Origin of the sequence: Haloarcula amylolytica JCM 13557 (assembly GCF_000336615.1) — an archaeon.
Lineage (GTDB): Archaea > Halobacteriota > Halobacteria > Halobacteriales > Haloarculaceae > Haloarcula > Haloarcula amylolytica.
Genome location: NZ_AOLW01000035.1, coordinates 367,765 through 391,838, shown reverse-complemented (window position 1 = coordinate 391,838; position 24,074 = coordinate 367,765). Strand labels below are relative to the sequence as shown.

The following is a 24,074-nucleotide window of genomic DNA, read 5'->3' as shown; positions in this document are numbered from 1 at the left end:
TTTCAAATAATGGGTAACAGAACAGGTATGGGCACAGACTCGACGGGGGAGTTTGCCGAGTGGGACGAAGAACGGTACAGCACACATATCGAGCGGTTCGATGAGCAACACAAGCGCCTGTTCGGGCTGCTGAACGACCTCCACACGGCGATGAACGAGGGCCACTCCGAGGAGGAGGTCGGTGACATTCTCCGCGAACTCGAACGCTACACGGAGTACCATTTCGGTGACGAAGAGGAGTTCATGCAGAACTGTGGCTACGCCATGGACTGCAGCGACTGTTTCTACAATCACCGTGAGATGCACGAGGAGTTCGCCGGGAAAGTACAAGAACTCCGCGAGAAACACGAGAACGGGGAGTACGTCACGATGGAGGTCCTGACAGTCGCCCGGGACTGGCTCGATGCGCATATCGCCGCTGGCGACGAGGACCAGAACTACGCTGACTACTTCCAGAGCGAGGTCAGCGACGATTACGAGTACGAACCCGGACAGCTGTATCAGGAGCGAACAACGTCGGAGGACCCCGTGCCAGTTGACCGGCAGCCCGAAGACGCCGGCGTACGCCTCGACAGCGACGTCTACGGCGGCGGCTCGCTTTCGGTCCCGGAGGGGTCGGTCGCGGCCTGGTTCGAAGACATCGTTTCGGACCACGGGGACCGGACCGCGGCGCTCGTCCGGGACGACGGCGAGTTCGTCGAACGGAGTTTCGAGGAGATGGCCGAGCGAGCGAAGGCGGTCGCGGGCGGACTCCTGTCGACGGAACTGCGTCCCGGGGATCGACTGGCCATCAGAGCCCAGTCCCAGTACGAGTGGTCCGTGCTCGACCTGGCCTGTCATTTCGCCGGAATCGTCCCGGTCGCACTCTACCCGTCTGCGAGTGACGACCGGGCAGCTCAGATTATCGAGCGGACCGGCGCGACCGGACTCGTGGCGACGGGAGACGAGGCCGGGGATCTCTCGATGGCCGTCGAAACCGTGCTCGACTTCGAGGCGCTACCGACTGCTGAGGCGAGAGTGCTCCCCGGCCTGCAGACTGACGGTGACGAGGTTGCGACAGTCGCGTTCGACGTGGCAGCCCCTGCGGAGAAGGCCGGCTGCGCGCTGACACACCGGAATCTACTGGCGGCAGCAGAGAGTCTCCGGGAGGAGCTTCCCACCGGCCCCGGCGCGACCGGGACGTGTTCGCTCCCGCTGGCACACATCTATCAGCGCGTCTCGACGTACTATCTCTGGGCGACCGGGAGCGCCGTCGCCTACCTCGGGGCCGAGGAGTTCGTGGAACAGCTCGCGGCCATCAAGCCCGACGTGCTGGTCGGTGTCCCGAAGATGTACCAGCAGCTCTACGGGACGATACAGGACCGTCTCGGCGACATGGGCTGGATGAAGCGGAAGGTCGGCGGTCGAGTGGCGTCCTACGGGCAGGGTATCGTCGAGGGGCGGGGGACACCGCTGAAGTACAGGGCCGCCAAGCGGCTCGTCTACAAGCCGTTACGACGAGAAACGGGGTTATCAAACCTCACCTACGCCCTCTCCGGGACAGGCCGACTCGACGATCATCTGCTGTACTTCTTCCGGGGGCTGGGCGTTCCGATATGCGAGCTATACGGCTCCGTCGGAACAGCCGGTATCGGCGCGCTGAATCCGGCTGCGTCCTTCGTTGAGGAGTCAATCGGCGACCCGATGCCGGGCGTGGAACTCGCCGTCTCCGAAAGCAGGGAGATACTGGTCCGTGGCCCGACTGTCCTCGGTGGGTTCCTCGACGGCGACCAGACTGGCGCACAGACGCTCCGGGACGACTGGTACCACACCGGCGAAGTCGGTGAGGTGGGGCCGGACGGGGAACTGTCGCTCGCCGAGTGAGTGCTGCCAGTCTCGCGTTTGCTAGGTACCAGAACGTTTTCGTTGTTCGGGCCGGGTCAGACGAGGCGAGACCCAAGTGCAACGAGTGGCACGAGAACGAGTAGGTACGCAGCCGCCGAAATCGCCCAGTCGCGTCGGATAGCCGCTATTCGAGCCGACGGCAGTCGGGACCGCGGGAGCACGATAAAGACGAAGAAGCCGACCATCAGAATATAGAGGACAGCAGCGGCGACCACTGTTGCCAGTATCGACTGCCCGCCCACGAGCCCTTCGCTGGTGAGAAGCAGCCAGACGAACAGCGGGCCAGTCAGCCAGCGATCTAATGGACGACGTTCGCGAGGCGTCCCGGAGCGTCGTCCGGGGCGCTGTCCGTTAATACACCGGAAGCAATGAACGGCGGCGTTTCGCCTTCCGGCAGTCTGGCCATCACCAGGTCCATCGCAATCGTCGCGACGACACCGGCGGCCACGCCGACAACAAACCGGAGTGACACCGTAAGCGTCGTGACGAGAACTACCGGCTCTATGTGTCACTGGCGGGACTGGGCCGTATTTTGTCTGGCGGTTCGGGCCGACAGTGATACCGATTTGTTGGGTGCGAAAGCCTGTGAGGCCGTACGCCGTAGTGACGCTATGCGCACACAGGACGCGGGACACCGAGCGGCAGCAGTCGCCGCCATCGCTGACCGGGAGTACCGTCGCGCTGGTGACGAGTACACGCGGGCCGGGTGGCGTGTTCTTTCGGACCCGCGGGAAGGCATCGAGCCGTTCAGTGCCGACGAGAAGGGATGGGTCGGTGACGGTCTCCAGTACCTCGCGACGAGCGCGGTCTGCTACCGCGTCGCCGGAACGGACACGCGCGCCACCCGCCGCGGCGTCGAGGGCGTCGCCGTGGCCCAGGATTTGACCAACGGGCTGGAACACCCCGTTCAGCACGCCTGCCTCAAGGAGTTCGTCGGAGACTTCCGAACAGTCGCAGGACTCGACGATGTCGAGGCGGCGTACCGCGAAGCTGAATCGGCCTACAAGGACGCTGGCAGTGCTGTCGACAACCCGCAAGCGTGGGGGACGACGCCGCTGTTCGAGGCCGCTGCGACCCTCATCCAGCAAGTCGCTCGTGGCCCTGCCAACGGCGAAATCGCTCTTCCCTGGGAAGACCTCCACGGTACAGACCCGGACGAGCCCGGCAGGTTCCTCGCACAGCGGGCCGTCGTCAAACGGCAACGGTTCCCCAGCCTCGTCCAGCAAGTGATTACCGACGGATTCCTTGCCGCCCCTCGCGGGACGACAGAGTACGACACGGACCACCACCGCTGCCCGCACTGTGGCTCGACAGATGTGAACTGGGTCGCAGAGAGTGTCATCTGTCTGCGGTGTTCCCGTCCGACAGCCGAAACAGACTGATACACAGCATCTGTTTCCAGAATAGGGCAATATGTCGGTATTGTGTATCCATATTTCGACTTTTCAATATTATAAGTGTCCTATAAAAAGCCATCTGAAGTCTGTGTTATCCGATTTGACAGCAGCACCTCTATTACAGGCAGATCCGGAGTTACTCAGTCCAGTAAGAATAGAGGATTAGAGAGAAGAGATCCAGACAGGCTGAGCCCACTGGTCACGTTGTCGGTTCGGTCGACTCGGGAAGTGACGCCGAGTCGGTGCGTTCGTCGAGCAGCAGTCGCCGATTGACGATGTGATCGACGACAGTAGTGCTGTCGAGAATTTCCGTCTCACCGTCGTGGGTTTCCGGGTCGCCGGCGTACCGCCGTATCTTGAACGAGTCCATCGCGTTCCGGTTCTCCGAGACTGGTTCGATAACTTCGAGGTACTCGTCGGTGGTGGTGTTACGATAGGTCTCTCCCGTGGCAAAACCGACAACAGGGACATCCGCAGGCCACTCCCACGAGAACTGCCGGAGATACTGGTCGAACTGCCAGACGAGGTGTGCCGGGTCGAGATCGTCATCGAGCGCTCCCACGGCGGCCGAGTCGAGTGTCCGGTCCCAGTAGTCGACGACGCAGTCCTTGAGATCGTCTTGCAGACAGTCCTCGACCAGTTTCTGCTCGATGGGATAGCCGATTTCGATGGCAACGATGGCGTGTCGGTCGAGATGGGTGAGACAGCGCTGGCATTCGATCTCGAACACGGACAGGCCGAGTGGGTTATCCGCAGTCAAGTGCGCCAGTTCGTTCCCGCAACTGGGGCACCAGAGAAACAACACTCCGTTGTCTGCACCGGACAACTCGCCGAGCACAGTCAGGTCATCAAACGCGGTGTCGGGATCGGTCGTCAGGGAATCGGATTCCGACTCCGGAACGGCCTCTGCGGCATCGTCCGCGTATTTGGCCAGCTTTCGGTCTTTCAGCAGCGACTTGATAACCGAATCGTGCGAGGAGTGAGACTCCGTATCACGTATCTTCTCTATCTGTTCTTTCGTCCAATCACGTACGCGTATAGTTGCCATTTATCACACATTCAAACCGGGCTACAAAAACATTTTCCTTTTATAATGAAGGTTAATCTTCGCGCACAACCACCATGTAGAGATCAGTTACCGACTGGCAGCAGTGATACGGCGCTTGATTTCGGCGTTCGAGACACGTATCTGGGTGGCTGCCAGCCGATGGGTGACGAGGTCGAGGAGGTCCAGTTCCGACAGTAATCTCCGGGCGTGTGTCTGGCTCAAATCGAGACGCTGGGTCACCTCGTCCAGTGAGGTGGACTGGGTAACAGTCTGTGCGAGGTCGGCCACAGTCACGTCCTGAGAGATACCGATTCCATCCGCGACGAGATTGTCGTCGCTGTCCTGCGAGTCCGCCTCAGCGAGCAGGTCGGCGACAGATCTGGCCCCCAATCCGTCCGGTCCTTCGGGTTGGCTGTTGTCGGCCACCCTGTCTTCAGAAGGGTCCGACTCGACCGGGGAGCTGGCGTCGCTGTCGGTATCCGAATCTGTCTGCACGTCCGCAAGGCTGAGTCCGCCTGCCTGTGGCGTCGTATCAGTCGGGTCGTGGATATCGTACTCCACCATATATCGGCGCACAGTTTCGGACGTCACGTCGGCGTCAAGCGCTTCGGTCATCTCCGGGAACGTATCGCAGGCCTCGTAAGCCGCCTGAAGTGCCTCGGGGTCCTTGTATGCTGGCACGGAATCCGACTGCGAGAGGGTCTCTGCCAGTTCATTGGACGTGCCCCCCTGATCGTCTGATGGTACTGGTATGTCAGTTCCGACAGGGACGGTAACCGTCACGTCAATCTCAACCCGCTTATCAGTCAAATCGAACCCCTCAGCCTCGACAGATACGTCGTCGTGTATCGATACGCCACCGAATACCGGCGTCGCGAGTGTCAGGTCAGCACTGATTTCGTCGTTATCCGCTGTCGTCTGGCCCCTGACTGAGACCGATTTGACCTCAGTGTCAGACGAATCTAAACACTCGAGCACCTGCGTGAACGTCTCAAAGGCGTCACTAACTACCATATCACACTCACGCACACAGTCCCACTATTACATACGGGAACCGGAAACATTTGCGACAACACACTGCATAGACAGATTTGGTCCGTCAACCTCGCTGCGGTCGAAATACCGTGTGTACAGAATGTGCACATCTACGGTGAAATCGAGATATCTCCCGGTCTTTTACACCCTTAGAATGTTAGTTTCCGTGGCCGGAAAGGGCGACTCTCCGCAATTCGCAGAAGAAGTTAATATACACCCTTAGAGTGTATATATTTGCGGCAGTCGAACAGGTGTCATTCACAGCCGGTAACTCCTACAACCGTTCCCAGAGTTCGGCACTCGCATCGCCGACGGCGGTCATGTCCGAATCATCGACTCCAGTGACACCCGATTGCTGGTCGTACACAGTCTCTCCATCGATAATCGTCCGAGTTACGTCCGCACGGCTTGCGGCGCTGACTACGTAGTAGGGCGCACTCCCCTCCAACACCGGGTTCGGCCCCAGATCCAGCGTGACGAAATCACCGCGTTTGCCGACCTCGATACTGCCGACAGCATCGTCCATCCCCAGCACTGCCGCGCTGCCGATTGTCGCCCATTCGAGGGCAGTCGCCATGTCGAAGCCGCTCGGGTTGCGCTGCTTGAGTTTGTGGATACCGACGGCCGAGCGCATGGTCTCGAACATATCCGGGTCCCATCCGTCGTCACCCAGCCCGATCGTCATGTCGTTGGCTTGCATCGTTTCGACATCGGCGATACCGACGGCGTTGTTGATGTTGGAATAGGGGTTGTGTGCGACGTTGACGTCGTTTTCGGCGAGGATTTCGATTTCGGACTCGGTGGAATGGACGCAGTGGGCGGCGATGATTTCGGCGTCGAAAAAGCCCATGTCTTCGAGCGCTGGCACCGGTCGTTTCCCGTAGTCGGCGATAGATTCGTGAACGTCGATCAGACCCTCTTCGAGGTGTATCTGGATGGGGCGGTCGTCGTCGGTAGCCCGGTTGACGCACTCCGCAACGATATCTTCGGTGTTGGTAAACAGCGTGTGGAGGCAGTAGTGGCCGGAGACGGAGTCGTACTCGTCTTCCGCTTCGTCGATGAATCGCTGATTCTCCGCGATGCCGTCTCTGGCCTGGGACTCGGAGTTTCGGGCCGTCGTCTCGAAGGTAATCATCCCGCGGATCGGCGTCTGTACGACGCCCGCTGCGACGGCGTCGAGGCCGCCCGGCAGCGTGTTCGGCCCGGAGTAGTTGTCACAGAAGGTTGTGACGCCGCTCTGAAGCATCTCGGCACAGGACCCCAGTGCGGAGAGGCGGGCGTCACGCTCGGTGAACGCTTCGTCGACGTTCCACCAGATGTCAACGAGCGCTTCGTAAAAGCTCTCAGGTGAGACAGCGAGCGGCGCACCGCGAATCGGGAGCGCGTACATATGGGTGTGGCAGTTCACCAGTCCCGGGATGACGACCTCGTCAGTGGCGTCGATCACGTCAGCACCGGACGCGTAGCCGTCCTCGATAGCGACGATTTCACCGTCCTCGACAATGACGTGTGCCTCGGACCGGACCGTACGCTCATCGTCCATCGTGATGAGCGTCCCTGCGTTCAGTATCACAGGTTGGGCGATACCGGCAACCGACTAAAAGCTACTCCGCCCCAGAACGGCCTTAGCGGCCATTCTATCACAACCACAGTGTGCGCCGTATGTGGCGTCTCACACACTAACTGTTTTCGTGGTTCGCCCTGGCCGTACTGGCATGACAGAGACTCACATCAAAGACGCAGAGGTGGTGACGGCGTCGGGCGTCCAGCACGGTGAGATCGCGATTTCCGACGGAACGATAGACGCCGCTGGTCCGGCGTCGTCAGTCCCGGCTCCCAGTGACCCGGACACCGTCATCGACGCGGACGGCATGGTCGCGCTCCCGGGCGCTATCGACGTGCACACCCACATGCACGACGACGAACTGTTTCCGGACGGGATCGACTTTGCGTCCCAGACCGCGAGTGCGGTCGCCGGCGGGGTGACGACAGTCATCGAGTTACCGACGCAGACACCCGTCATGACTCCCGAAGCACTGCGGGAGAAAGCAGAGACGTGCTCGGCGCTCGCACACGTCGATTTCGGCCTTGTCGCAGGTAATGTCCAAGAGCCAGACATCGACGTAGCCGGCATCATGGACGCCGGAACGGCGGATTTCAAGACGTTCACCGCCGACCCGTATCTGGCGAGCGACGCGTCCATCGCCCGACTCATGCGGCGCGTCGGCGATGCCGATGGAACGGTTCGTGTTCACTGCGAGACGCAGGGGCTGCTCGACGATGCGCGGTCGACTACCGAAGGCGACGAGCCCGACGTGTACATGGACTCACGGCCGCTCGAAGCCGAACTTGACGCGATTTCCCGGGCGGGCTATTTCGCGGAGTACGCCGACTGTCCGCTGCACGTCGTCCACATCTCAAGCGGGAGCGGCGCACGCGAGGGCGACCGCTTCAAATCCCGAGCGAAAATCCCGGTCACACTGGAGACCTGTCCACAGTATCTGGCCTTCTCGAAGGGAGACGTTGCTGAACACGGGCCGTTCCTGAAGGTGAATCCCAGCCTCAAATCCGACGCCGAGCGGGAGCGGCTCTGGGACGCAGTTCGGGACGGGACGATTGACCTCATCGGCACGGATCACTTCCCAACCTACCGAGAAACACGGGAAGTCGGCTGGGAGGACATCTGGGAGCCATACGCCGGCCTCCCGGGCGTCGAGACGATGGTCGAGTTCCTCGTCAGCGAGGGCGTCCACGAGGATCGGATTTCGTGGCCGCGACTACGTGAACTCGTGTGTGCGGCACCGGCCCAGAACGCTGGCATCTATCCCAAGAAAGGCTCACTGCAAGTCGGAACGGACGCGGACGTGATGCTCGTCCGGACCGAGGAGTACGAGGTCACCGCCGACGACCTCACGTTCGTCGGTGGCTGGACGCCGTACGAGGGACAGCAGTGGAGCGCGCGCGTAGATACCGTCGTCGCCGGCGGTGAGGTCGTCGCGAAGGACCACGAGGTCCAGTCAACGGCGGGCCGTGGCCAGTTCTTGGACCGCCCGCTGTAGCTGTTTTGGTCTCCATTGACCTGATAGATGGTTCACAAATAGATGTGTGACGTGTGCTGGCCGTGTGTGAATGTGTGTCAGCCACGACAGAGGAGGTTCACCACACAATCGAGCTAAAGCCGCAGTACGGTTTTATACCCAGTTGTACTCAGGGAGTAATATGGGCATGACGCAAGTCACAACCCTCGAGTGTACACTCTGTGGGGCGGAGTACGACCCGAACCAGATCATCTACACCTGTCCCGAACACGAGGGCGTAAAGGGAATTCTCGAAGTGACATACGACTACGACGCTATCGACGACGCGTTCGACGGCGACCTCGGCGGGCCGATAGCGAGCCAGTGGAAGTACGAGGCGTTCCTGCCGGTCGCAGCGGACGCCGACATCGTGACGCTCAACGAAGGCGGGACGGACCTCTTCGATGCGCCGAACCTCAGTGACGCGCTGGGCGTCGAGACGCTCGTCAAAGACGACGGGCGGAACCCGACGGGCTGTTTCAAGGACCGCGCCAGCGCTATCGCCGTCACGAAGGCCAAACACGCCGACCGCGACATCATCACCTGCGCTTCGACCGGGAACGCCGCCGCGTCGCTGTCGGGCTATGCCGCCCGCGGGGGGATGGACTGTCGCATCTTCGTCCCCGGTGATGCCCCCACGGGCAAGCTCGCGCAGCCACTCGTCTACGGCGCGGACGTCCTCGCTGTCAACGGCAGCTACGACGAAGCCTACGACCTCAGCGTCGAAGTGACCGAGAAGTACGGCTGGTACAACCGCAACGCGGCCATCAATCCGTTCCAAGTCGAGGGCAAGCGGACGGTCGGCCACGAACTCGCAGACCAGTCTATCGCCCGCGGGCACGTCCCGGACTGGATCGTGTTCTCGATGGGCGACGGCTGTACGATAGCCGGGGCATGGAAGGGCTTCAAGGAGTTCTACGACCTCGGCTACGTCGACGGCCACCCCAAGATGCTGGGGGTCCAGGCCGACGGCGCGTCGGCCATCCACGACGCCTTCCACGACCACGAGGACATCGACGATATCGCCGAAACGCTTGCTGACTCCATCGCAGTCGGCCGGCCGAGAAACACCATCAAGGCATGCCGCGCGCTGGAACAGAGCGGCGGAACGAGCGTGCTGGTCTCTGACGACGAGATTCTGGCGGCAGAGAAACTGCTTGGCAGCACCGAGGGAATCTATTCCGAGCCGGCGGGTGTGACACCCGTCGCCGGCGTCCAGACGGCGCTCGACCGTGGGATCATCGAGCAGGACGAAACCGTCGTCGTGGTGTCTACCGGCTTCGGCCTGAAGGACACGAAAAGCGCCGAGAAGGCGACCGGTGGAGTGGATCGAATCGACCCCGACATCGCGGAGGTCGAAGGCCTGTACGGCACGGCCGAGGAAGCCGCGGCCGACGATTGAGCAGGCCGAAAAGGGATATCGACACCTATCGAGTCGGCGGCCAGCGACCTACAGGTAGCCGTCCGCGAACTCGTCGATCATCAACCGCCGGTCCTCGCCAAGCGGATAGAGAATCGGGCACTGGCAGCCAGTTTCCGCATACTCACGGACCTTCTCTCGGCACTGTTCGGGCGTGCCGCTGGCGGTGAGTTTGTGAACTACGTCGTCCGGAATGAGGTGCATCCCCTCTTTGATGTCGTCCTTGTCGGCCGGCCACCCGCCGATGGTTTCGCCCACCTCGTCGATGAGGTCCTGGCTGACGCCGCTGGCTTTCATAATGTGGGGCTGTTGTCCGAGATACTGCGTGATGAGTTCGCGGGCGTTGTCCAGCGCCTTCTCCTCGTCGTGGTCCATCGAACAGACGACTAACTGGGGCCGGTCGATGTCGTCGAGCGAGCGGTCGCCGCGCTCCGCCCCGGTCTCCAGTGCGTCGAGGGCCTTCTCGTTGTACTCCGGGCTGACGAGGTAGTTCAGCAGCGCCCCGTCAGCGAAGTGACCAGTGAGTTCCAGCATCTTGAACCCGGTCCCGCCGACGTACACCGGGACGGTTCGCGGCCCGTCGTCGCCGTGGACCACGTCCAGCTCCACGTCGCGCATCTGGACGAACTCCCCGTCGTAGGTGACGTTCTCCATGTCCAGCAGGTCCTGTGTCACCTCGACACACTCGCGCATCGCCCGCAGTGCGCCGCTGCGGTCGATGCCGACTTTCTCGGCCAGCGGGTCCCACCAGGCCCCGATGCCGCACATGATGCGGTCCGGACCGGCGAGTTCCTCCAGCGTGCTCATCGTCTGCGCGATCAGCGCCGCGTTGCGCGTCCAGTTGTTGATGACGCCGGTGCCGAGTTTGATGTCGTCGGTGACCGCGGCGTACGCGCCGAGCGGGGACACGGCGTCGCGTGCCAGCCGCGATTCGGCTTGCCAGATCTCGTCGATACCCTGCTCCTCCGCGTACTGTACGAGTTCCACGTTCTCTTCCAGCGAGTGTTTGTCCTGCAAGTAGATCCCGACACGGTCGCCTCTCTCGAAGACCTGATTGGCGCTCATGAGACATGCTGAATTCTTCGAATGCCGATAAATAGATTTGGCCACACACACGGTCTGTGGCAGGTGTGGCCGCTCGATTCGGTCCGTACCCGACTATCCGTTAATCCGTCTCGCGGCTGTAGGACTGCAACAGCGCCGAGGGGACCGCGAGCTGGTCGCTCTTGGTTCGGATGACGGCGTAAGCCAGTACGAGAATCGTCGCCAGATACGGGTACGTCCCCATGATCTGTGGGTTCATGAGGAACTCAACGATGGGATTGATAACCCCGGCGAGTGGCGCGTCAGGACCCACCGTCAGCGAGATGGACTGCGAGCGGATTCGGAGCGCGTCGAGCAGGCCGAACAGGTAGGCTCCGACCAGCATCCGGCGGGGCCGCCACTGTGCGAAGATGACCAGCGCGACGGCGATCCAGCCACGGCCCGCGGTCATGCCGGGGACCCAGAGCTGTGAGAACGCCAGCGAGAGGTGTGCCCCGGCCGCGCCGGCGAACCCGCCGCCGATGAGTACCGCGAGATACCGCAGTCTGAACACGGAGACACCCATCGTGTCCGCCATCTCGGGGTCTTCGCCGACGGCTATCATCTCCAGTCCGAGGTTCGAGTGGTACAGGAAGTACCAGACCACGACCAGCAAGCCGAGCGCGAGGTAGTCCGTCGCCGTGCTCCGGAAGAAGGCCTCACCGATGACCGGGATATCGACGAGATACTGTCCGACAAACGGGAGCGTCATCTGCGGGAAGCCGTCGATGGACTCCTCGACCCAGCCGGAACCGAAAAACGTCGTGAGACCGGTCCCCAGCAGTGTCAGCATGACGCCGCTGATGACCTGGTTCGACTTCAGCGTGATACAGAGGAACGCGTGGACCAGCGCGAGCACCATCCCGAGGAGGATGCCGACGCCGAACCCGAGCCAGTGACTCCCCGTGAGGACGGTAGTGATGAACCCACCGAGCGCACCGACGAGCATCATCCCTTCGACGCCGAGGTTGAGAACGCCCGCCCGCTCGCTAATGAGTTCCCCCATCCCGGCGAGGAGTAGTACCGTCGCCGCCTGAACGGTGGCATCGAGCAGTCCGGCGATGAAACTCACCATCAGTCGTCACCCCGTTGTGGCTGGGCCGGTGTCTCCGCTGGCCCGCGTTTTACGTCGATACCGACACGGTAGCTCTTGAAGAACTCCGCAGTGATGAGGAAGAGGATGACCAGCGCCTGGATGATCTCGACCAGCGCCGCGGGCACGCCAAAGGCCACTTCCATGCTCGACCCGCCGACGAACAGCACAGCGAAGAACAGCCCCGCGAGCATCACCTTGAACGCGCTGTTGCGACCCAGCAGCGCAATCGGAATTGCGGTGAAGCCGTACCCCGGTTCGAACCCGGCGCGGTAGCGACCCTGTGCGCCGGCAATTTCGCTGATGCCGCCCATGGCAGCGAACGCGCCCCCGACGACGAACACCAGGAGGTACACGTAGAACTTGCTCATGCCCGCCTGCTGGGCGGCCTCGTCGTTCGAACCGACGAACGTGATTTCGAACCCGAGTCGCGTTTTCGTCATCAGGACGTAGGTCACCACGACCATGCAGACGGCGACGAGTAAGCCGGCGTGGACGCCGCCGAACAGCTCCGGAATCGTCGCGGCCTCGGAGAACCGCTCGGACTGCGGGAAGTTCCCCGTCCCGCCCTGCATCGGTCCCCTGAGCAGGTAGCTCTGGATTGCGAGCGCGACGAACGTCAGTAGTAGCGACGTGATAATCTCGTTGACGTCCCATCTCGCGCGCAGGTAGGCCGGAATGCCCGCCCAGATACCGCCGGCGACGGCCGCGGCGACGAACATCAGCGGGACCAGTGCGAGCCCCGGGAGCGAGACGTTCAGCCCGACCCAGGTTCCGGCAAGCGCACCGGCGACGAGTTGCCCCTCGGCCCCGATGTTGAACAGTCCTGCCTTCAACGGGAGGTACACCGCCAGGCCCGTGAGAATCAGCGGTACCGCCTTCGTCAGCGTCTCTCTGAGACCGAACTCGGTAAAGAGCGTGTCGACGAACATCGTCGCGTACGCCGCGACGGGGTTCACGTCGAGGACGACGAGTGCGATGGCACTCACTGCCAGCGCGGCCAGCACGGTGAACACGGGCGTCCCGTACGCCAGCCAGACGGGGATGTCCTCGCGTGCGTCGACGTTTACTGCGACGTTCATCAGCTCTCACCCTCCTGTGTGACCCCGGACTGGGGCGGCGACGCAACCGTTTCGTCGTCGCCGTCACCGCCGGTCATCTCCAAGCCGATCCGTTCCCGGTCTGCTTCGGCCGGTGTCGTTTCGTAGACGAACTCGCCCTCGTAGACGACGAGAATCCTGTCGCTCAGGTCGAATATCTCGTCGAGGTCTTCCGAGAGCAGGATGATGCCAGTTCCTGCCTTCCGTTGTTCGAGCAGCGTCTCCCTGATGAACTCGATTGCTCCGACATCCACGCCACGGGTCGGTTGGTTCGCGATGAGCAGGTCCGGGTCGCGGTAGATTTCCCTGGCCAGGATGAGCTTCTGGAGGTTCCCACCGGAGAGGTCGCCGGCGTTGGTCTCGGTGACGTCGCTGACACCGCGGACATCGAACTCCTCGACCAGCGTCTCGGCGTACTCCCGGAGTTCCCCGTAGTCCAGAAACGGGCGGTCGCCGAACCGGCCGTCCCTGAAGTCTTTCATCGTGGCGTTGTGCATCACCGAGAGGTCCTCGGCACAGCCGTACTGGAGTCGGTCCTCGGGGACGAACGAGACGCCGCTGTCGACGAACGTTTTCGGTTTCGCGCCGGTGATGTCCTCGCCGTTGACCAGTAACTCGCCGGCTGTCACGTCGCGAATACCGGCCATGACTTCGGCGAGTTCCTTCTGGCCGTTACCGCTTACGCCCGCAATCCCGACGATTTCACCCTGCCGAACCGTCAGGTCGATACCGGAGAGAGCTTCGATATCCCGATTATCGGTGGCTTTGACCCCGCGTGCACGCAAAACTGGGTCACCGAGGTCGACCGCTTCCCTGTCTATGTCAAACAGCACTTCGCGGCCGACCATCATCTCTGCGAGGTCTGCCCGTGAGACTGACGACACCGCAGCGGTACCGACGTTTTGCCCCTCTCGAAGAACCGTCACCCGGTCGACGATGGCGTCGACTTCCGTGAGCTTGTGGGTGATGAAGATTATCGAGAGACCCTCGTCAGTCAGCCGTTCGAGCGAGTCGAAGAGCCGCTCCGCCTCAGTGGGTGTGAGAACTGCTGTCGGTTCGTCGAGAATCAGGAGGTCGACATCCCGGTACAGCGCTTTGAGTATCTCGACACGCTGTTGCTGGCCGACGTCGAGCTCCCAAATCTTCGCGCTTACGTCGATGTCGAACCCGTACTGGTCCGCCAGGTCCTGAATCCGCTGTTCGGGGACATCGAGACCGAGCGAGAACTGGCCGGCCAGCGACTGGACGAGGCTGTTGTTCCGGACCGTCGCCGGGAGCCAGCTGCCCTCGGCATCGCTGCGGAACGCCGTGGCCGGTTCACGCTCACCGAGCACGACGTTTTCGGCGACTGTCAGGCGTGGTATCAGCATGAAGTGCTGGTGGACCATCCCGATCCCGGCGTCGATAGCGTCCTGTGGCGACTCCAGGTCGAGTCGCTCGCCGTCGAGATAGATATCGCCGTCGTCCTGAGAGTAGAGCCCATACAGAACCTTCATCAGCGTGCTTTTTCCCGCGCCGTTTTCACCAAGGAGGCCGTGGATTTCCCCGCGCTCGACGGAGAGGTCGATGTGGTCGTTGGCGACGACCCCAGGGAACTCCTTCAGAATCCCCTCCATCCTGAGCGTGGTGTGTTCGGACATGCTCTCTGATCTTGGCCGGGTATCAACAATGTAGTGGCATAATTGTTTCCAAAGGTAGCCATATTCGCCGTCCAGAACAGGAAATGCCGGACATTTGCCAAGTATTAGTTGTTGTGTGTTAGCGTCCGTTGTCGACGCTCATCCAGTCTGTCGTGACAGCCAGTAGGATGAACATATGCTGTAGATAGTCACCAGATCAAGTATGATAGTGCCGATTTTGTGGCGTATATTTTGAAAATAGGTAGAAAAAGCTGCACGAACGGGACAATTTAAGTGATTGTTTCTGCAATGGGCACCCGGATAGTGAATGGTTGACAAGAAACACACCAAATCGAGACGGGAGCTACTGACAGCACTTGGGGCAGCAGGAATTACCGGACTCGCCGGTTGTAGCGGTGGGGGTGACGGGGGAGATGGCGAAGCAGCCACCGACACCGCCGATGGCGGGGCTGCTGACGGGACCACAACCGGTAGTGACGGTGGGTCCGGAACGGATTCGGTCACGGCCGCCTGGGTGTACAACTCGGAGGTCGGGGACCTCGGCTGGTCCTGGGCCCACAACGAGGGTCGGGAGGCGGTCGCAGAAGAATACGACTGGCTGAAGACGGAGTACACCGAGGCTGTCGCCCCGGCCGATTCCGAGCGGGTGTTCGAACAGTACGCACAGGGAGACGCCGATATCATCTTCGGCTGTACGTTCGAGTACCAGGACCCGATGGCGTCCGTCGCGGAGCAGTACCCCGACACGTACTTCGAACACAACACCGGCTACCTGACGATGGAGAACATGGGCCGGTACATGGGCCGGATCTATCAGCCTCGATATCTCGCCGGACAGGCCGCCGGTACCGTCACGGAGACAGATACGCTGGGATACGTGGCGGCGTTCCCGATTCCCGAGGTCATCCGTGGCATCAACGCCTACGCGCTCGGGGCCGCGTCTGTCAACGACAGCGCGACGCTGAAGGTCAGATGGACGAACTCCTGGTTCGACCCGCCGACCGAAAGCGAGGCGGCGAACGCCCTGCTGGACGAGGACGTCGACGTGATGGCCCAGCACCAGGACTCCCCCGCCGCGCTCCGAGCGGCCTCCGATGCGGGTATCTGGGCGACTGGCTACGACGCTCCCATGGGCGACATCGCCGGCGAGAACTATCTCACCTCCCCGATCTGGCACTGGGAAGAGTTCTACGGCCCGACAATCGAGTCTGTCAGGGACGGAACCTGGGAGTCCGACGCGTACTGGGAGGGGATCGACTCAGGCATCTGTAGTCTTGACGACTGGGGGCCGGACGTGCCTCAGGAAGCGAAGGACACCGTCTCGGAGTCACGGTCGGCGATACTCGACGGGGATCTGGATGTCTGGGCCGACTCGGCGTTCGAAGGCGAGAGCGACGAGTTCCTCTTCCAGCAGATGAGCAGTTACGTCGACGCTGTCGAGGGGGAGGTCCCGAACTGATTCTGCCACCGGCACACAGCTGACGTACTCACCTCCGGTTACTGGGCCTTTCAGACGGCTGTGACCACGGTCGTAGTAGTATCGAGCCACGAAGACGATTTTCGGGCACGTTCATCCGAATATATTTGTTCGCTGCAAGGTCAAAGATGGTATCTCTTAAGTAGGAGTTTTCGCTACGTCTACCCAGTTCAGTAATGGTGAATACCAACCGAACGATATCGCGGCGAGAGATGCTGGGTGCCCTCGGGGCGTCAGGGGTAACCGCGCTAGCCGGCTGTAGTGGTGGCGACAGCGGGAGCGACGACGGTGATTCGACTGATGGCACTACGACCGGTAGCGACGGAGGCTCCGGGTCCGATTCGGTCACCGCCGCCTGGGTGTACATCTCAGAGGTCGGCGACCTCGGGTGGTCCCATGCACACGACGAGGGGCGAAAGGCGGTCGACGAGAAGTACGACTGGCTGGAAACCGAGTACACGGAGGCTGTCGCGCCGGAAGACTCCGAGCGCGTCTTCGAGCAGTACGCGCAGGGTGACGCCGACATCGTCTTCGGGACGACGTTTGGCTACCAGGACCCGATGTTCACCATCGCGGAACAGTACCCCGACACGTACTTCGAGCACGCGACCGGCTACCGCACCCGAGAGAACATGGGGCGGTACATGGGCCGGATTTACCAGCCCCGGTATCTGGCCGGACAGGCCGCCGGAATGGTGACAGAGAACAACACTATCGGCTACGTCGCCGCGTTCCCGATTCCCGAAGTCATCCGCTCGATTAACGCGATGGCGCTCGGCGCGCGGTCAGTGAACCCCGACGCGACGTTCAAAATCCGGTGGGTCAACGCGTGGTTCGACCCACAGACCTCCAAGCAGGCGGCCAACTCGCTCATCGACGAGGGCTGTGACGTTATCTCACAGGAGCAGGACTCCCCGGCTCCGGTCAGAGCGGCCAACGAGGCGGACGTGTGGGCCTCCGGCTACAACGCGCCGATGGGCGAGTTCGGCGGCGACAACTACCTCGTCTCTCCAGTGTGGAACTGGGAAGAGATCTACGACCCGACCATCTCCGCAGTCCGGGACGGGACCTGGGAATCCGACGCTTTCTGGGGCGGCATGGAGACGAACCTCCCCGCACTCGACGAGTGGGGACCGGAGGTCCCACAGGAAGTCAAAGACACCGTCGCCGAGACGGAAGAGCAAATCGTCAACGGCGAACTCGACGTCTGGGCCGGCTCCGAGTTCGAGGGCGAGAGCGACGAGTTCCTCTTCCAGGAGATGAACAGTTTCATCGACGCCGTCGACGCCGACGTGCCGGAGTAAGACAGTCCGACCTCAGCGGTCGTATTTCAGCCACGGATTGCCACAGCGGTGGCTAGCAGTCGGCCAATCAATCGGGTGCCGACAGGGCGGCCATCTAGTCATCAGCAGCACGGTCGAGTGCCGGACGGGACGCACCACCCCACTCCTCATAGCTCCGAAGCACCGTGCCGTTTCGCTCGCCGGTCAGTTCGCCGTCCCGGACCGCAACCTCGCCGCCAACGAGGACGTACTCCATCCCGTCGGAGAACTGGAACGGGTCCTCGTAGGTCGCGTTCGCCGACACCGAATCGAGGTCGAAGGCCACGAGGTCCGCGACGTACCCCTCCCGGACGTATCCGCGGTCCCTGAGGCCGAGGATATCAGCCGGGTTGCCCGCGGCCTTGTACGCCATCAGTTCCGGCGGGAGTACGTCCCGTTCGCGGACGTACCGTTCGAGGATGCGACTGAACGCCCCGATGGCCCGCGGGTGGGGTTTTCCACCGAAGATACCGTCCGTGCAGAACGTACCGCGGTCGTCCGCGAGGAACCGTTCGATGTCGTCTTCGGCCATCACGAAGTCGGCCATCGTCACGTCCAGTTCTTCGGTGACGAGCAAGTCACACATCGCATCAACCGGCTCACGGCCCATCTCAGCGGCGATATCCTCTATGGTGTCACCCTGGTGGCGACCGCTCCCCGTCCGCGTTATGAGAATATTATCCCACGAACCGGCGGCGTACGCGAGGTTCTCCCAGTCCCCTGGCTGTGAGATGTCAGCGGCGATGCGGTCCCGAACTGCCGCGGAGTTGAGACGGTGACGGATGGCCTCCGAATCGCCCCGCCGTGCCCACGGCGGCAACAGCGCGGTGAGCATCGTCGAGCCGGCCGTGTAGGGGTACTGGTCGAAGGTGACGCGGTGGCCCCGGTCGACAGCGTCGTCGAACAGGTCGAGCACGGCCTCTGAATCGCCCCAGTTCTGCTGGCCGCCGACTTTGAGATGGGAGACATGGGCGTGACAGCCGCCGCGCCGACAGATGTCGAGATACCGGTCGATAGATTCGACCACGCGGTCCGTCTCGTTCCAGACGTGGGAAATCATGAAGGAGTCACGCTTGGCGAGGGTGTCCGCGAGCGCCACCAGTTCGTCGTCGCGAGCGTACGAACTCGGCGGGTAGATCATCCCCTTTGACATACCGAACGCGCCCTGTTCCAGTGCCACTTCGAGTTCCTGTCGAATGGCGTCGAGTTCACCAGGCGCTGTGTCGTGGTCGGACGTTGGTCTGTCCAGCCGTCGACTGGTGACTGGCCCGGCGGCGACGACGTGTTCACCGCCGAGTGGGCGGTCCTCGAACCCGGCCAGCATCGACCTGATGTTGCCGTGTGGGGCGTAGTACGCACAGTTGACGGCTGAGTCGGCGGATTCGAGCGCCGCGAGGTAGCCGTCAACGGTGTGCCAGGGCCACGTTTCGCCGAGCGTGCCGTCGAGTGATTTGACCCGTTGTGCCCATTCGTCGGTAAGGTTCGGTGGCACCGGGGCGACGCTGACCCCGTCCTGACCGAGGACTTCCGTTGTGATTCCCTGCGTCAGTTTCTCCTCCGCATCGGGATGCTCGAACAGTCGGAGCTCGGAATGCGCGTGCATATCGATAAACCCCGGCGCGAGATACGACCCGTCGAGGTCGACCACGCGGTCGGCGTCGAGGGGGGCCTCGCTGATTGTTTCGATTCGGCCGTCGGCGACACGCACGCTCGCAGTGAACGAGGGGCGACCGCTCCCGTCCAGCACCCGCGCGTCTCGGAACGCGATAGACGCGGCACTCGGTTCGGTCATGTCTGCCGACTCGCGGAACGGTCGTTTGGCTCTTTCGGTGGTCTCAACCGTGTGTGACGGCGGGCGAGCGCGTGCCACACATGTCTGTCAGCCTGTGTGGCACTACCCCGACCCAATCTTCAATACGACACCGCGGAACAGCTACCCAATGCCATCTGTCAATCTCGATAGCGAGCGGTTCAGACAGCGCTTCGATACGTTCAACAAGATCGGCGCGACAGAACGGGGCGGGGTGAACAGGCCGAGCCTGTCCGACGAGAACAAGGCGGCCCGTGATACGCTCGTCGAGTGGTTCCGCGAGGCCGGGCTGAAAGTCCGTATCGACACGATGGGCAACATCTTCGGTCGGCGAGCGGGAACTGACAGCGACGCCGCACCGGTCCTGTTCGGGTCACACATCGACAGCCAGTACAACGGTGGGCGCTACGACGGCGTCGTGGGCGTCCTCGGCGGGCTGGAGGTCGTCGAGGCGTTCAACGACGCCGGCGTGACGACTGAGCGCCCGCTGGAGGTCGTCGCCTGGAGCAACGAGGAGGGCGTCCGTTTTCAGCCGGATATGCTCGGCAGCGGCGTCTACTGTGATATCTTCGACCTCGACTACGCGTACGAGCGCGAGGACAAGGACGGCAAGCGGTTCGGCGCCGAACTCGAACGCATCGGCTACAAAGGCGAGACTCCCTGCGAACCGCACGACATCCACTGCTACTTCGAAATGCACGTCGAGCAGGGGCCGTTTCTCGAACAGCAGGACATCCCCGTCGCCGCTGTCGAAGGCGTGTTCGGCTTTTCCTGGCTGAACGTCACCTTCGAGGGGCAGGCCAACCACGCCGGACCGACGCCGATGGATATGCGTCACGACGCGTTCGTGGCGACGGCGGACGTAACCCGCGCGGTCCGACGGATCACGGCGACCGAGGGAACGGACCTCGTCGGCACGGTCGGCAGCGTCGACGTGTGGCCGAACGCCATCAACGTCATCCCCGAGACGGTCGAGTTCACGCTCGATTTCCGCTCGTACGACGACGCGGTGGTCGACGGGGCCGTCCAACAGATCAGGGAGGAGGTCGCCCACGCGGCCGAGCGCGAAGGGCTCGAATACGAGATCGAGGAGATAATGCGGGTCGACGCGGACCCGTTCGACCAGGATTGCATCGACACGGTCGTCGAGGCCGCCGAGACGGTCGGCTGTGAGTACACGCAACTGGTCAGCGGCGCGGGCCACGACGCGAACTACCTCAACAAGATAACCCCGACGAGCATGATTTTCGTCCCGAGCGTCGACGGGATCAGCCACCGCGAGAGCGAGTTCACCGAGTGGGACGACATCGTCACCGGGACAGAGGTACTGCTGAACGCCGTGCTGGCGAAGGCCGCCGAGTGACTAGTTCCGTTCTCAGAGAATAGGTGTCACAGATTTGCCAAACGTCACACATTGACTAGCGCATCTGCCGCGACTGTGTCAACCTAGTGCCGTGTAGTGGGCCGTGCCCGTGATATCGTCTGGCAATATTGCGTTCAGACACCTGTGAAGCATACATATATGAGAGAGTGTTGCACACCTGTTCACTGACAGGCGTGTGTACGTAGCACATACCGAAAACCGGAGGGTACGCTGTGGATATTGAACTCACAATCAACGGCGAGCGAACGAGAGTCGAAGCCGGGTCGGCGGAGGACCTGGCGACGGTTTTGAGACAACACGGCTACATCGGCGTGAAATGTGGCTGCGACGGCGGAGCCTGCGGTGCATCGAAGGTGTTCGTCGACGGCGAGGTGCGCATGGCCTGCGGAATGGCCGCGGCGGACGCCGACGGGAGTGAGATACAGACCGTCGCAGCGCTCGGAACACAGGACGACCTGCACCCGGTCCAGCAGGCGTTCGTCGACAACTTCGCCGTCCAGTGCGGGTTCTGTATCCCAGGGATGGTAATCCAGGCGGTGGCGCTGCTGGATTCGAATCCCGACCCGACGGAGCGAGAAGTCCGTGAGGCGCTGGACGACAACGTCTGTCGCTGTACCGGCTATCAGAAGCCGGTCGAAGCCGTCCTGGACGCGGCGGGCAGGACGCGGGGCGAGGAGTCGGTGGCAGCGGACGGCGGCCGGTCGGTCGATGGGGCCCCGCGCAGAGCCGAGTCGACCGGCTGCTGTGGAGGTGAGTGCGATGAGTGACGACGACGAGACAGCCAAGGCCGACGGCGGCACGGCCTCGCAGTCAGAGACCGTCGAAGACGAGCGGTACGAGGAGCACCCGCTGGAGTGGGACGAACCCGACAACAACGACAAGGCCCCCGACGAGCGCGACAGCGTCTCTCACCGGACGGAGAAGTACGACGACCGAAAGCTCGTCACCGGGCAGGCGAAGTACACCGCCGACTACGAGGCGCGGTATCCGGACCTCGCATACGCAGCGGTCGTCCGGAGCGAAATCCCACATGGCCGCGTAACCGATATCGACACGAGCGCGGCCGAGGCGATGGACGGCGTCGACGCGGTCCTGACGCCGGAATCCGACGCGGTCCCGGACACGAAATACACCAGTGCCGGGCAGTCCTACCCCGAGCCGAGCCCGTGGGACATGCGCGTGCTGAACGAGCACGTCCGTTACATCGGTGACCCGATTGCCGCTGTCGCGGCCGAAGACCGGTCGACCGCGACCGCCGCCGTCGAGGCTATCGAGGTATCCTACGAGGAGGACGACTACGTCACCGACCCCGAGGACGCCTTCGACGAGGATGCGCCGCAGTTGTTCGAGGACGGCGAGGTCGAGAACGAGATTGTCGGCCACGACTACGACCGTAACCGGATGGCCCACATCGGGGGCGAACTCGGCGACGTGGACGCGGCACTCGACGGCGACACCCACGTCCACGAGACCGAATGGGAAACGATTCGCCAGTCCCACGCCAACGTCGAGAAACACACCTCGCTGGCCTACACGGACGAGGACGACCGCCACGTCCTCATCACCAGCACGCAGGTGCCGAACCACACACGCCGCCAGCTCGCCCACCTGTTCGATATCCCGATCCGCGACATTCGCGTGACGAAGCCGCGGGTGGGCGGCGGCTTCGGCGGCAAGCAGGCGATGGTCGTCGAGCCGATTCCGCTCGCGCTGTCGCTCGCCACCGACCGCCCGGTGCTGTACGAAGCCAGCCGCGAAGAGGAGTTCTACGCGATGCGCTCGCGCCACCCGATGAAAGTCCGGGCCCGGACGGCCGTGACCGACGACGGCGACATCGAAGCCATCGACCTGTACGCGCTGTCGAACACCGGCGCGTACGGCAGCCACGGCATGACCGTCGCGGGCAACGTTGGCAGTAAGCCGATGCCGCTGTACTCGAAGGTCCCCAACGCCCGCTTCGAGGCCGATATCGTCCACACGAACACGCCCCAGACCGGCGCGATGCGGGGCTACGGCGCGCCACAGGGCACGCTCGCGCTGGAAGGCCACCTCGACGAAGTGGCCCGCGATCTCGATCTCGACCCTATCGAATTCCGGCGACGGCACCACATGGAGGTCGGCGACCTCGACGAGATTGCGGGGATGATGGGCGGTGAGGGGGCGAACCGCCGTATCCGCTCGTGCGGCCTCGACGAGTGCATCGAGCGCGGGAAGGACGCTATCGGCTACGACGACCTCGAACAGCCCGACGACGACCACCTGCACCGCGGTGTCGGGATGGCGCTGTCCGCGCAGGGGACCGGCGTCGCCGGCGACGAACTCGGGGCCGCCCAGATAATGATGAACGAGGACGGGAGCTTCCACCTGCAGGTCGGCGGCGTCGACATCGGGACCGGCGCTGACACGGCGTTCCTCCAGATTGCCGCGGAAGTACTGGGCTGTGACGAGGACGACATAATCGTCAAATCGTCCGATACAGACGTAACGCCCTTCGACTACGGTGCGTACGCCTCCTCGACAACGTACATCAGCGGTATGGCCGTGAAGAAGGCCGCAGAGGACGCGAAAGAGCGGATTCTCGACTGGGGATCGAAACTGCTAGACGAACCAGTCGAGGCTCTGGAAACCGGCGGCGGGACGGTGTATAGCGAGACCAGCGGTGATTCGGTCACGCTCGAAGAGATCGGCTACGAGGCGGCGTACGGCGACGAGGAGCGCGAACACATCCTGGGGAAGGGGACTCACTGCACCGAGGAGAGTCCCCCGCCGTTCGCCGCGCAGTTCGCCGACGTGACGGTCGACGAGACCACCGGCGAGTTCGAGGTGCACAAACTGGTCGTCGCGGTCGACTGCGGCGTCGCCATCAACCCCGGGATGGCAGAAGGACAGATCGAGGGCGCGAACCACATGAGCTACGAGATGGCCGTCAGCGAGGGGATTACGCTCGACGACGAGGGACGGGCAGAGGTAGCTGATTTCGACGAGTACGGACTGCCGTCGGCGACCGAGACGCCGCCCATCGAATCTATTCTGGTCGAAACCCACGAGCCGACCGGTCCCTTCGGTGCGAAATCGGTCGCCGAGGTCCCGACCAACACGGTCCCGCCGGCGCTGTCTAACGCCATCCGGGACGCCGTCGGTGTCCGTATCCGGGAGATGCCGATTACCGCCGAGAAAATCGAGGCAAAACTGGACGAGCGCGAAGCCAGACTCGGAGACCTGTGACAGTCACGGCAACAGAACCGGTGTGGCGGCGTGGCATATCGCAAATCCGCGATAGCTATTTACCGTTCTGTTCGTCACG

At 62.6% G+C, this 24,074-nt stretch carries 17 protein-coding genes and 1 pseudogene; 9 read left to right on the top strand and 9 right to left on the bottom strand.

Features of this window, described 5'->3' with window-relative positions:
• The first annotated feature begins 27 nt into the window (after window positions 1–27).
• The gene (locus C442_RS15655; RefSeq protein WP_008312108.1) at window positions 28–1,863 is read left to right on the top strand and encodes a bacteriohemerythrin; all 1,836 of its coding nucleotides are present in this window, start codon (window positions 28–30) and stop codon (window positions 1,861–1,863) included.
• Between the two features lie 56 nt (window positions 1,864–1,919).
• Here the strand turns inward: C442_RS15655 and C442_RS23110 are convergent.
• Window positions 1,920–2,389: pseudogene (locus tag C442_RS23110) on the bottom strand (hypothetical protein).
• Between the two features lie 106 nt (window positions 2,390–2,495).
• Between C442_RS23110 and C442_RS15645 the strand changes: the two are divergent.
• Complete coding sequence (locus tag C442_RS15645) at window positions 2,496–3,266, top strand: hypothetical protein (RefSeq protein ID WP_008312106.1); 771 nt, start codon at window positions 2,496–2,498, stop codon at window positions 3,264–3,266.
• A 214-nt stretch (window positions 3,267–3,480) separates the two neighbouring features.
• Here the strand turns inward: C442_RS15645 and C442_RS15640 are convergent, their stop codons facing one another.
• From C442_RS15640 to C442_RS15630, 3 genes are all read right to left on the bottom strand, one after another.
• The gene (locus tag C442_RS15640) at window positions 3,481–4,329 is read right to left on the bottom strand and encodes a hypothetical protein (protein WP_008312103.1); all 849 of its coding nucleotides are present in this window, start codon (window positions 4,327–4,329) and stop codon (window positions 3,481–3,483) included.
• Between the two features lie 87 nt (window positions 4,330–4,416).
• Window positions 4,417–5,343, bottom strand: a complete 927-nt coding sequence (locus C442_RS15635; RefSeq protein ID WP_008312102.1) for a hypothetical protein — start codon at window positions 5,341–5,343, stop codon at window positions 4,417–4,419.
• A gap of 295 nt (window positions 5,344–5,638) precedes the next feature.
• Window positions 5,639–6,937 carry an amidohydrolase family protein gene (locus C442_RS15630; protein ID WP_008312100.1) on the bottom strand — a complete coding sequence of 433 codons (1,299 nt, stop codon included), beginning with the start codon at window positions 6,935–6,937 and terminating at the stop codon, window positions 5,639–5,641.
• A gap of 142 nt (window positions 6,938–7,079) precedes the next feature.
• On the opposite strand from C442_RS15630, the gene C442_RS15625 reads away from it, so the two are divergent.
• Both C442_RS15625 and thrC read left to right on the top strand, forming a co-directional pair.
• Window positions 7,080–8,423 carry a dihydroorotase gene (locus tag C442_RS15625; RefSeq protein ID WP_008312097.1) on the top strand — a complete coding sequence of 448 codons (1,344 nt, stop codon included), beginning with the start codon at window positions 7,080–7,082 and terminating at the stop codon, window positions 8,421–8,423.
• A gap of 160 nt (window positions 8,424–8,583) precedes the next feature.
• Entirely contained in the window at window positions 8,584–9,843 is a 1,260-nt protein-coding gene (gene thrC / locus C442_RS15620) for a threonine synthase (protein WP_008312095.1), read from the top strand.
• A gap of 48 nt (window positions 9,844–9,891) precedes the next feature.
• On the opposite strand, the gene C442_RS15615 is transcribed toward thrC, so the two are convergent.
• The 4 genes from C442_RS15615 to C442_RS15600 all read right to left on the bottom strand — a co-directional run bounded on the left by C442_RS15615 (window position 9,892) and on the right by C442_RS15600 (window position 14,777).
• Complete coding sequence (locus C442_RS15615) at window positions 9,892–10,926, bottom strand: LLM class flavin-dependent oxidoreductase (protein WP_008312094.1); 1,035 nt, start codon at window positions 10,924–10,926, stop codon at window positions 9,892–9,894.
• Between the two features lie 100 nt (window positions 10,927–11,026).
• Window positions 11,027–12,019, bottom strand: a complete 993-nt coding sequence (locus C442_RS15610) for an ABC transporter permease (RefSeq protein ID WP_008312092.1) — start codon at window positions 12,017–12,019, stop codon at window positions 11,027–11,029.
• Entirely contained in the window at window positions 12,019–13,119 is a 1,101-nt protein-coding gene (locus tag C442_RS15605; protein WP_008312090.1) for an ABC transporter permease, read from the bottom strand. Before C442_RS15605 ends, C442_RS15610 begins: the two co-directional genes overlap by 1 nt.
• Entirely contained in the window at window positions 13,119–14,777 is a 1,659-nt protein-coding gene (locus tag C442_RS15600) for an ABC transporter ATP-binding protein (RefSeq protein ID WP_008312088.1), read from the bottom strand. The genes C442_RS15605 and C442_RS15600 overlap by 1 nt, the downstream gene beginning before the upstream one ends.
• Before the next feature lie 307 nt (window positions 14,778–15,084).
• On the opposite strand from C442_RS15600, the gene C442_RS15595 reads away from it, so the two are divergent.
• Both C442_RS15595 and C442_RS15590 read left to right on the top strand, forming a co-directional pair.
• Window positions 15,085–16,236, top strand: coding sequence for a BMP family ABC transporter substrate-binding protein (locus C442_RS15595; protein WP_008312086.1), 1,152 nt, complete (start codon window positions 15,085–15,087; stop codon window positions 16,234–16,236).
• Window positions 16,237–16,430: 194 nt separating this feature from the next.
• Window positions 16,431–17,558: a BMP family ABC transporter substrate-binding protein gene (locus tag C442_RS15590; protein ID WP_008312083.1), complete on the top strand. Its 1,128-nt coding sequence runs from the start codon at window positions 16,431–16,433 to the stop codon at window positions 17,556–17,558.
• Between the two features lie 94 nt (window positions 17,559–17,652).
• On the opposite strand, the gene C442_RS15585 is transcribed toward C442_RS15590, so the two are convergent.
• Complete coding sequence (locus C442_RS15585) at window positions 17,653–19,368, bottom strand: N-acyl-D-amino-acid deacylase family protein (protein WP_008312082.1); 1,716 nt, start codon at window positions 19,366–19,368, stop codon at window positions 17,653–17,655.
• Between the two features lie 148 nt (window positions 19,369–19,516).
• Between C442_RS15585 and C442_RS15580 the strand changes: the two genes are divergently transcribed.
• The 3 genes from C442_RS15580 (at window position 19,517) to C442_RS15570 (ending at window position 23,995) form a co-directional block, all read left to right on the top strand.
• Complete coding sequence (locus C442_RS15580) at window positions 19,517–20,749, top strand: Zn-dependent hydrolase (RefSeq protein WP_008312081.1); 1,233 nt, start codon at window positions 19,517–19,519, stop codon at window positions 20,747–20,749.
• A 233-nt stretch (window positions 20,750–20,982) separates the two neighbouring features.
• Window positions 20,983–21,537, top strand: a complete 555-nt coding sequence (locus C442_RS15575; protein WP_008312080.1) for a (2Fe-2S)-binding protein — start codon at window positions 20,983–20,985, stop codon at window positions 21,535–21,537.
• The gene (locus tag C442_RS15570) at window positions 21,530–23,995 is read left to right on the top strand and encodes a xanthine dehydrogenase family protein molybdopterin-binding subunit (RefSeq protein WP_008312079.1); all 2,466 of its coding nucleotides are present in this window, start codon (window positions 21,530–21,532) and stop codon (window positions 23,993–23,995) included. The genes C442_RS15575 and C442_RS15570 overlap by 8 nt, the downstream gene beginning before the upstream one ends.
• Window positions 23,996–24,074: the final 79 nt, after the last annotated feature.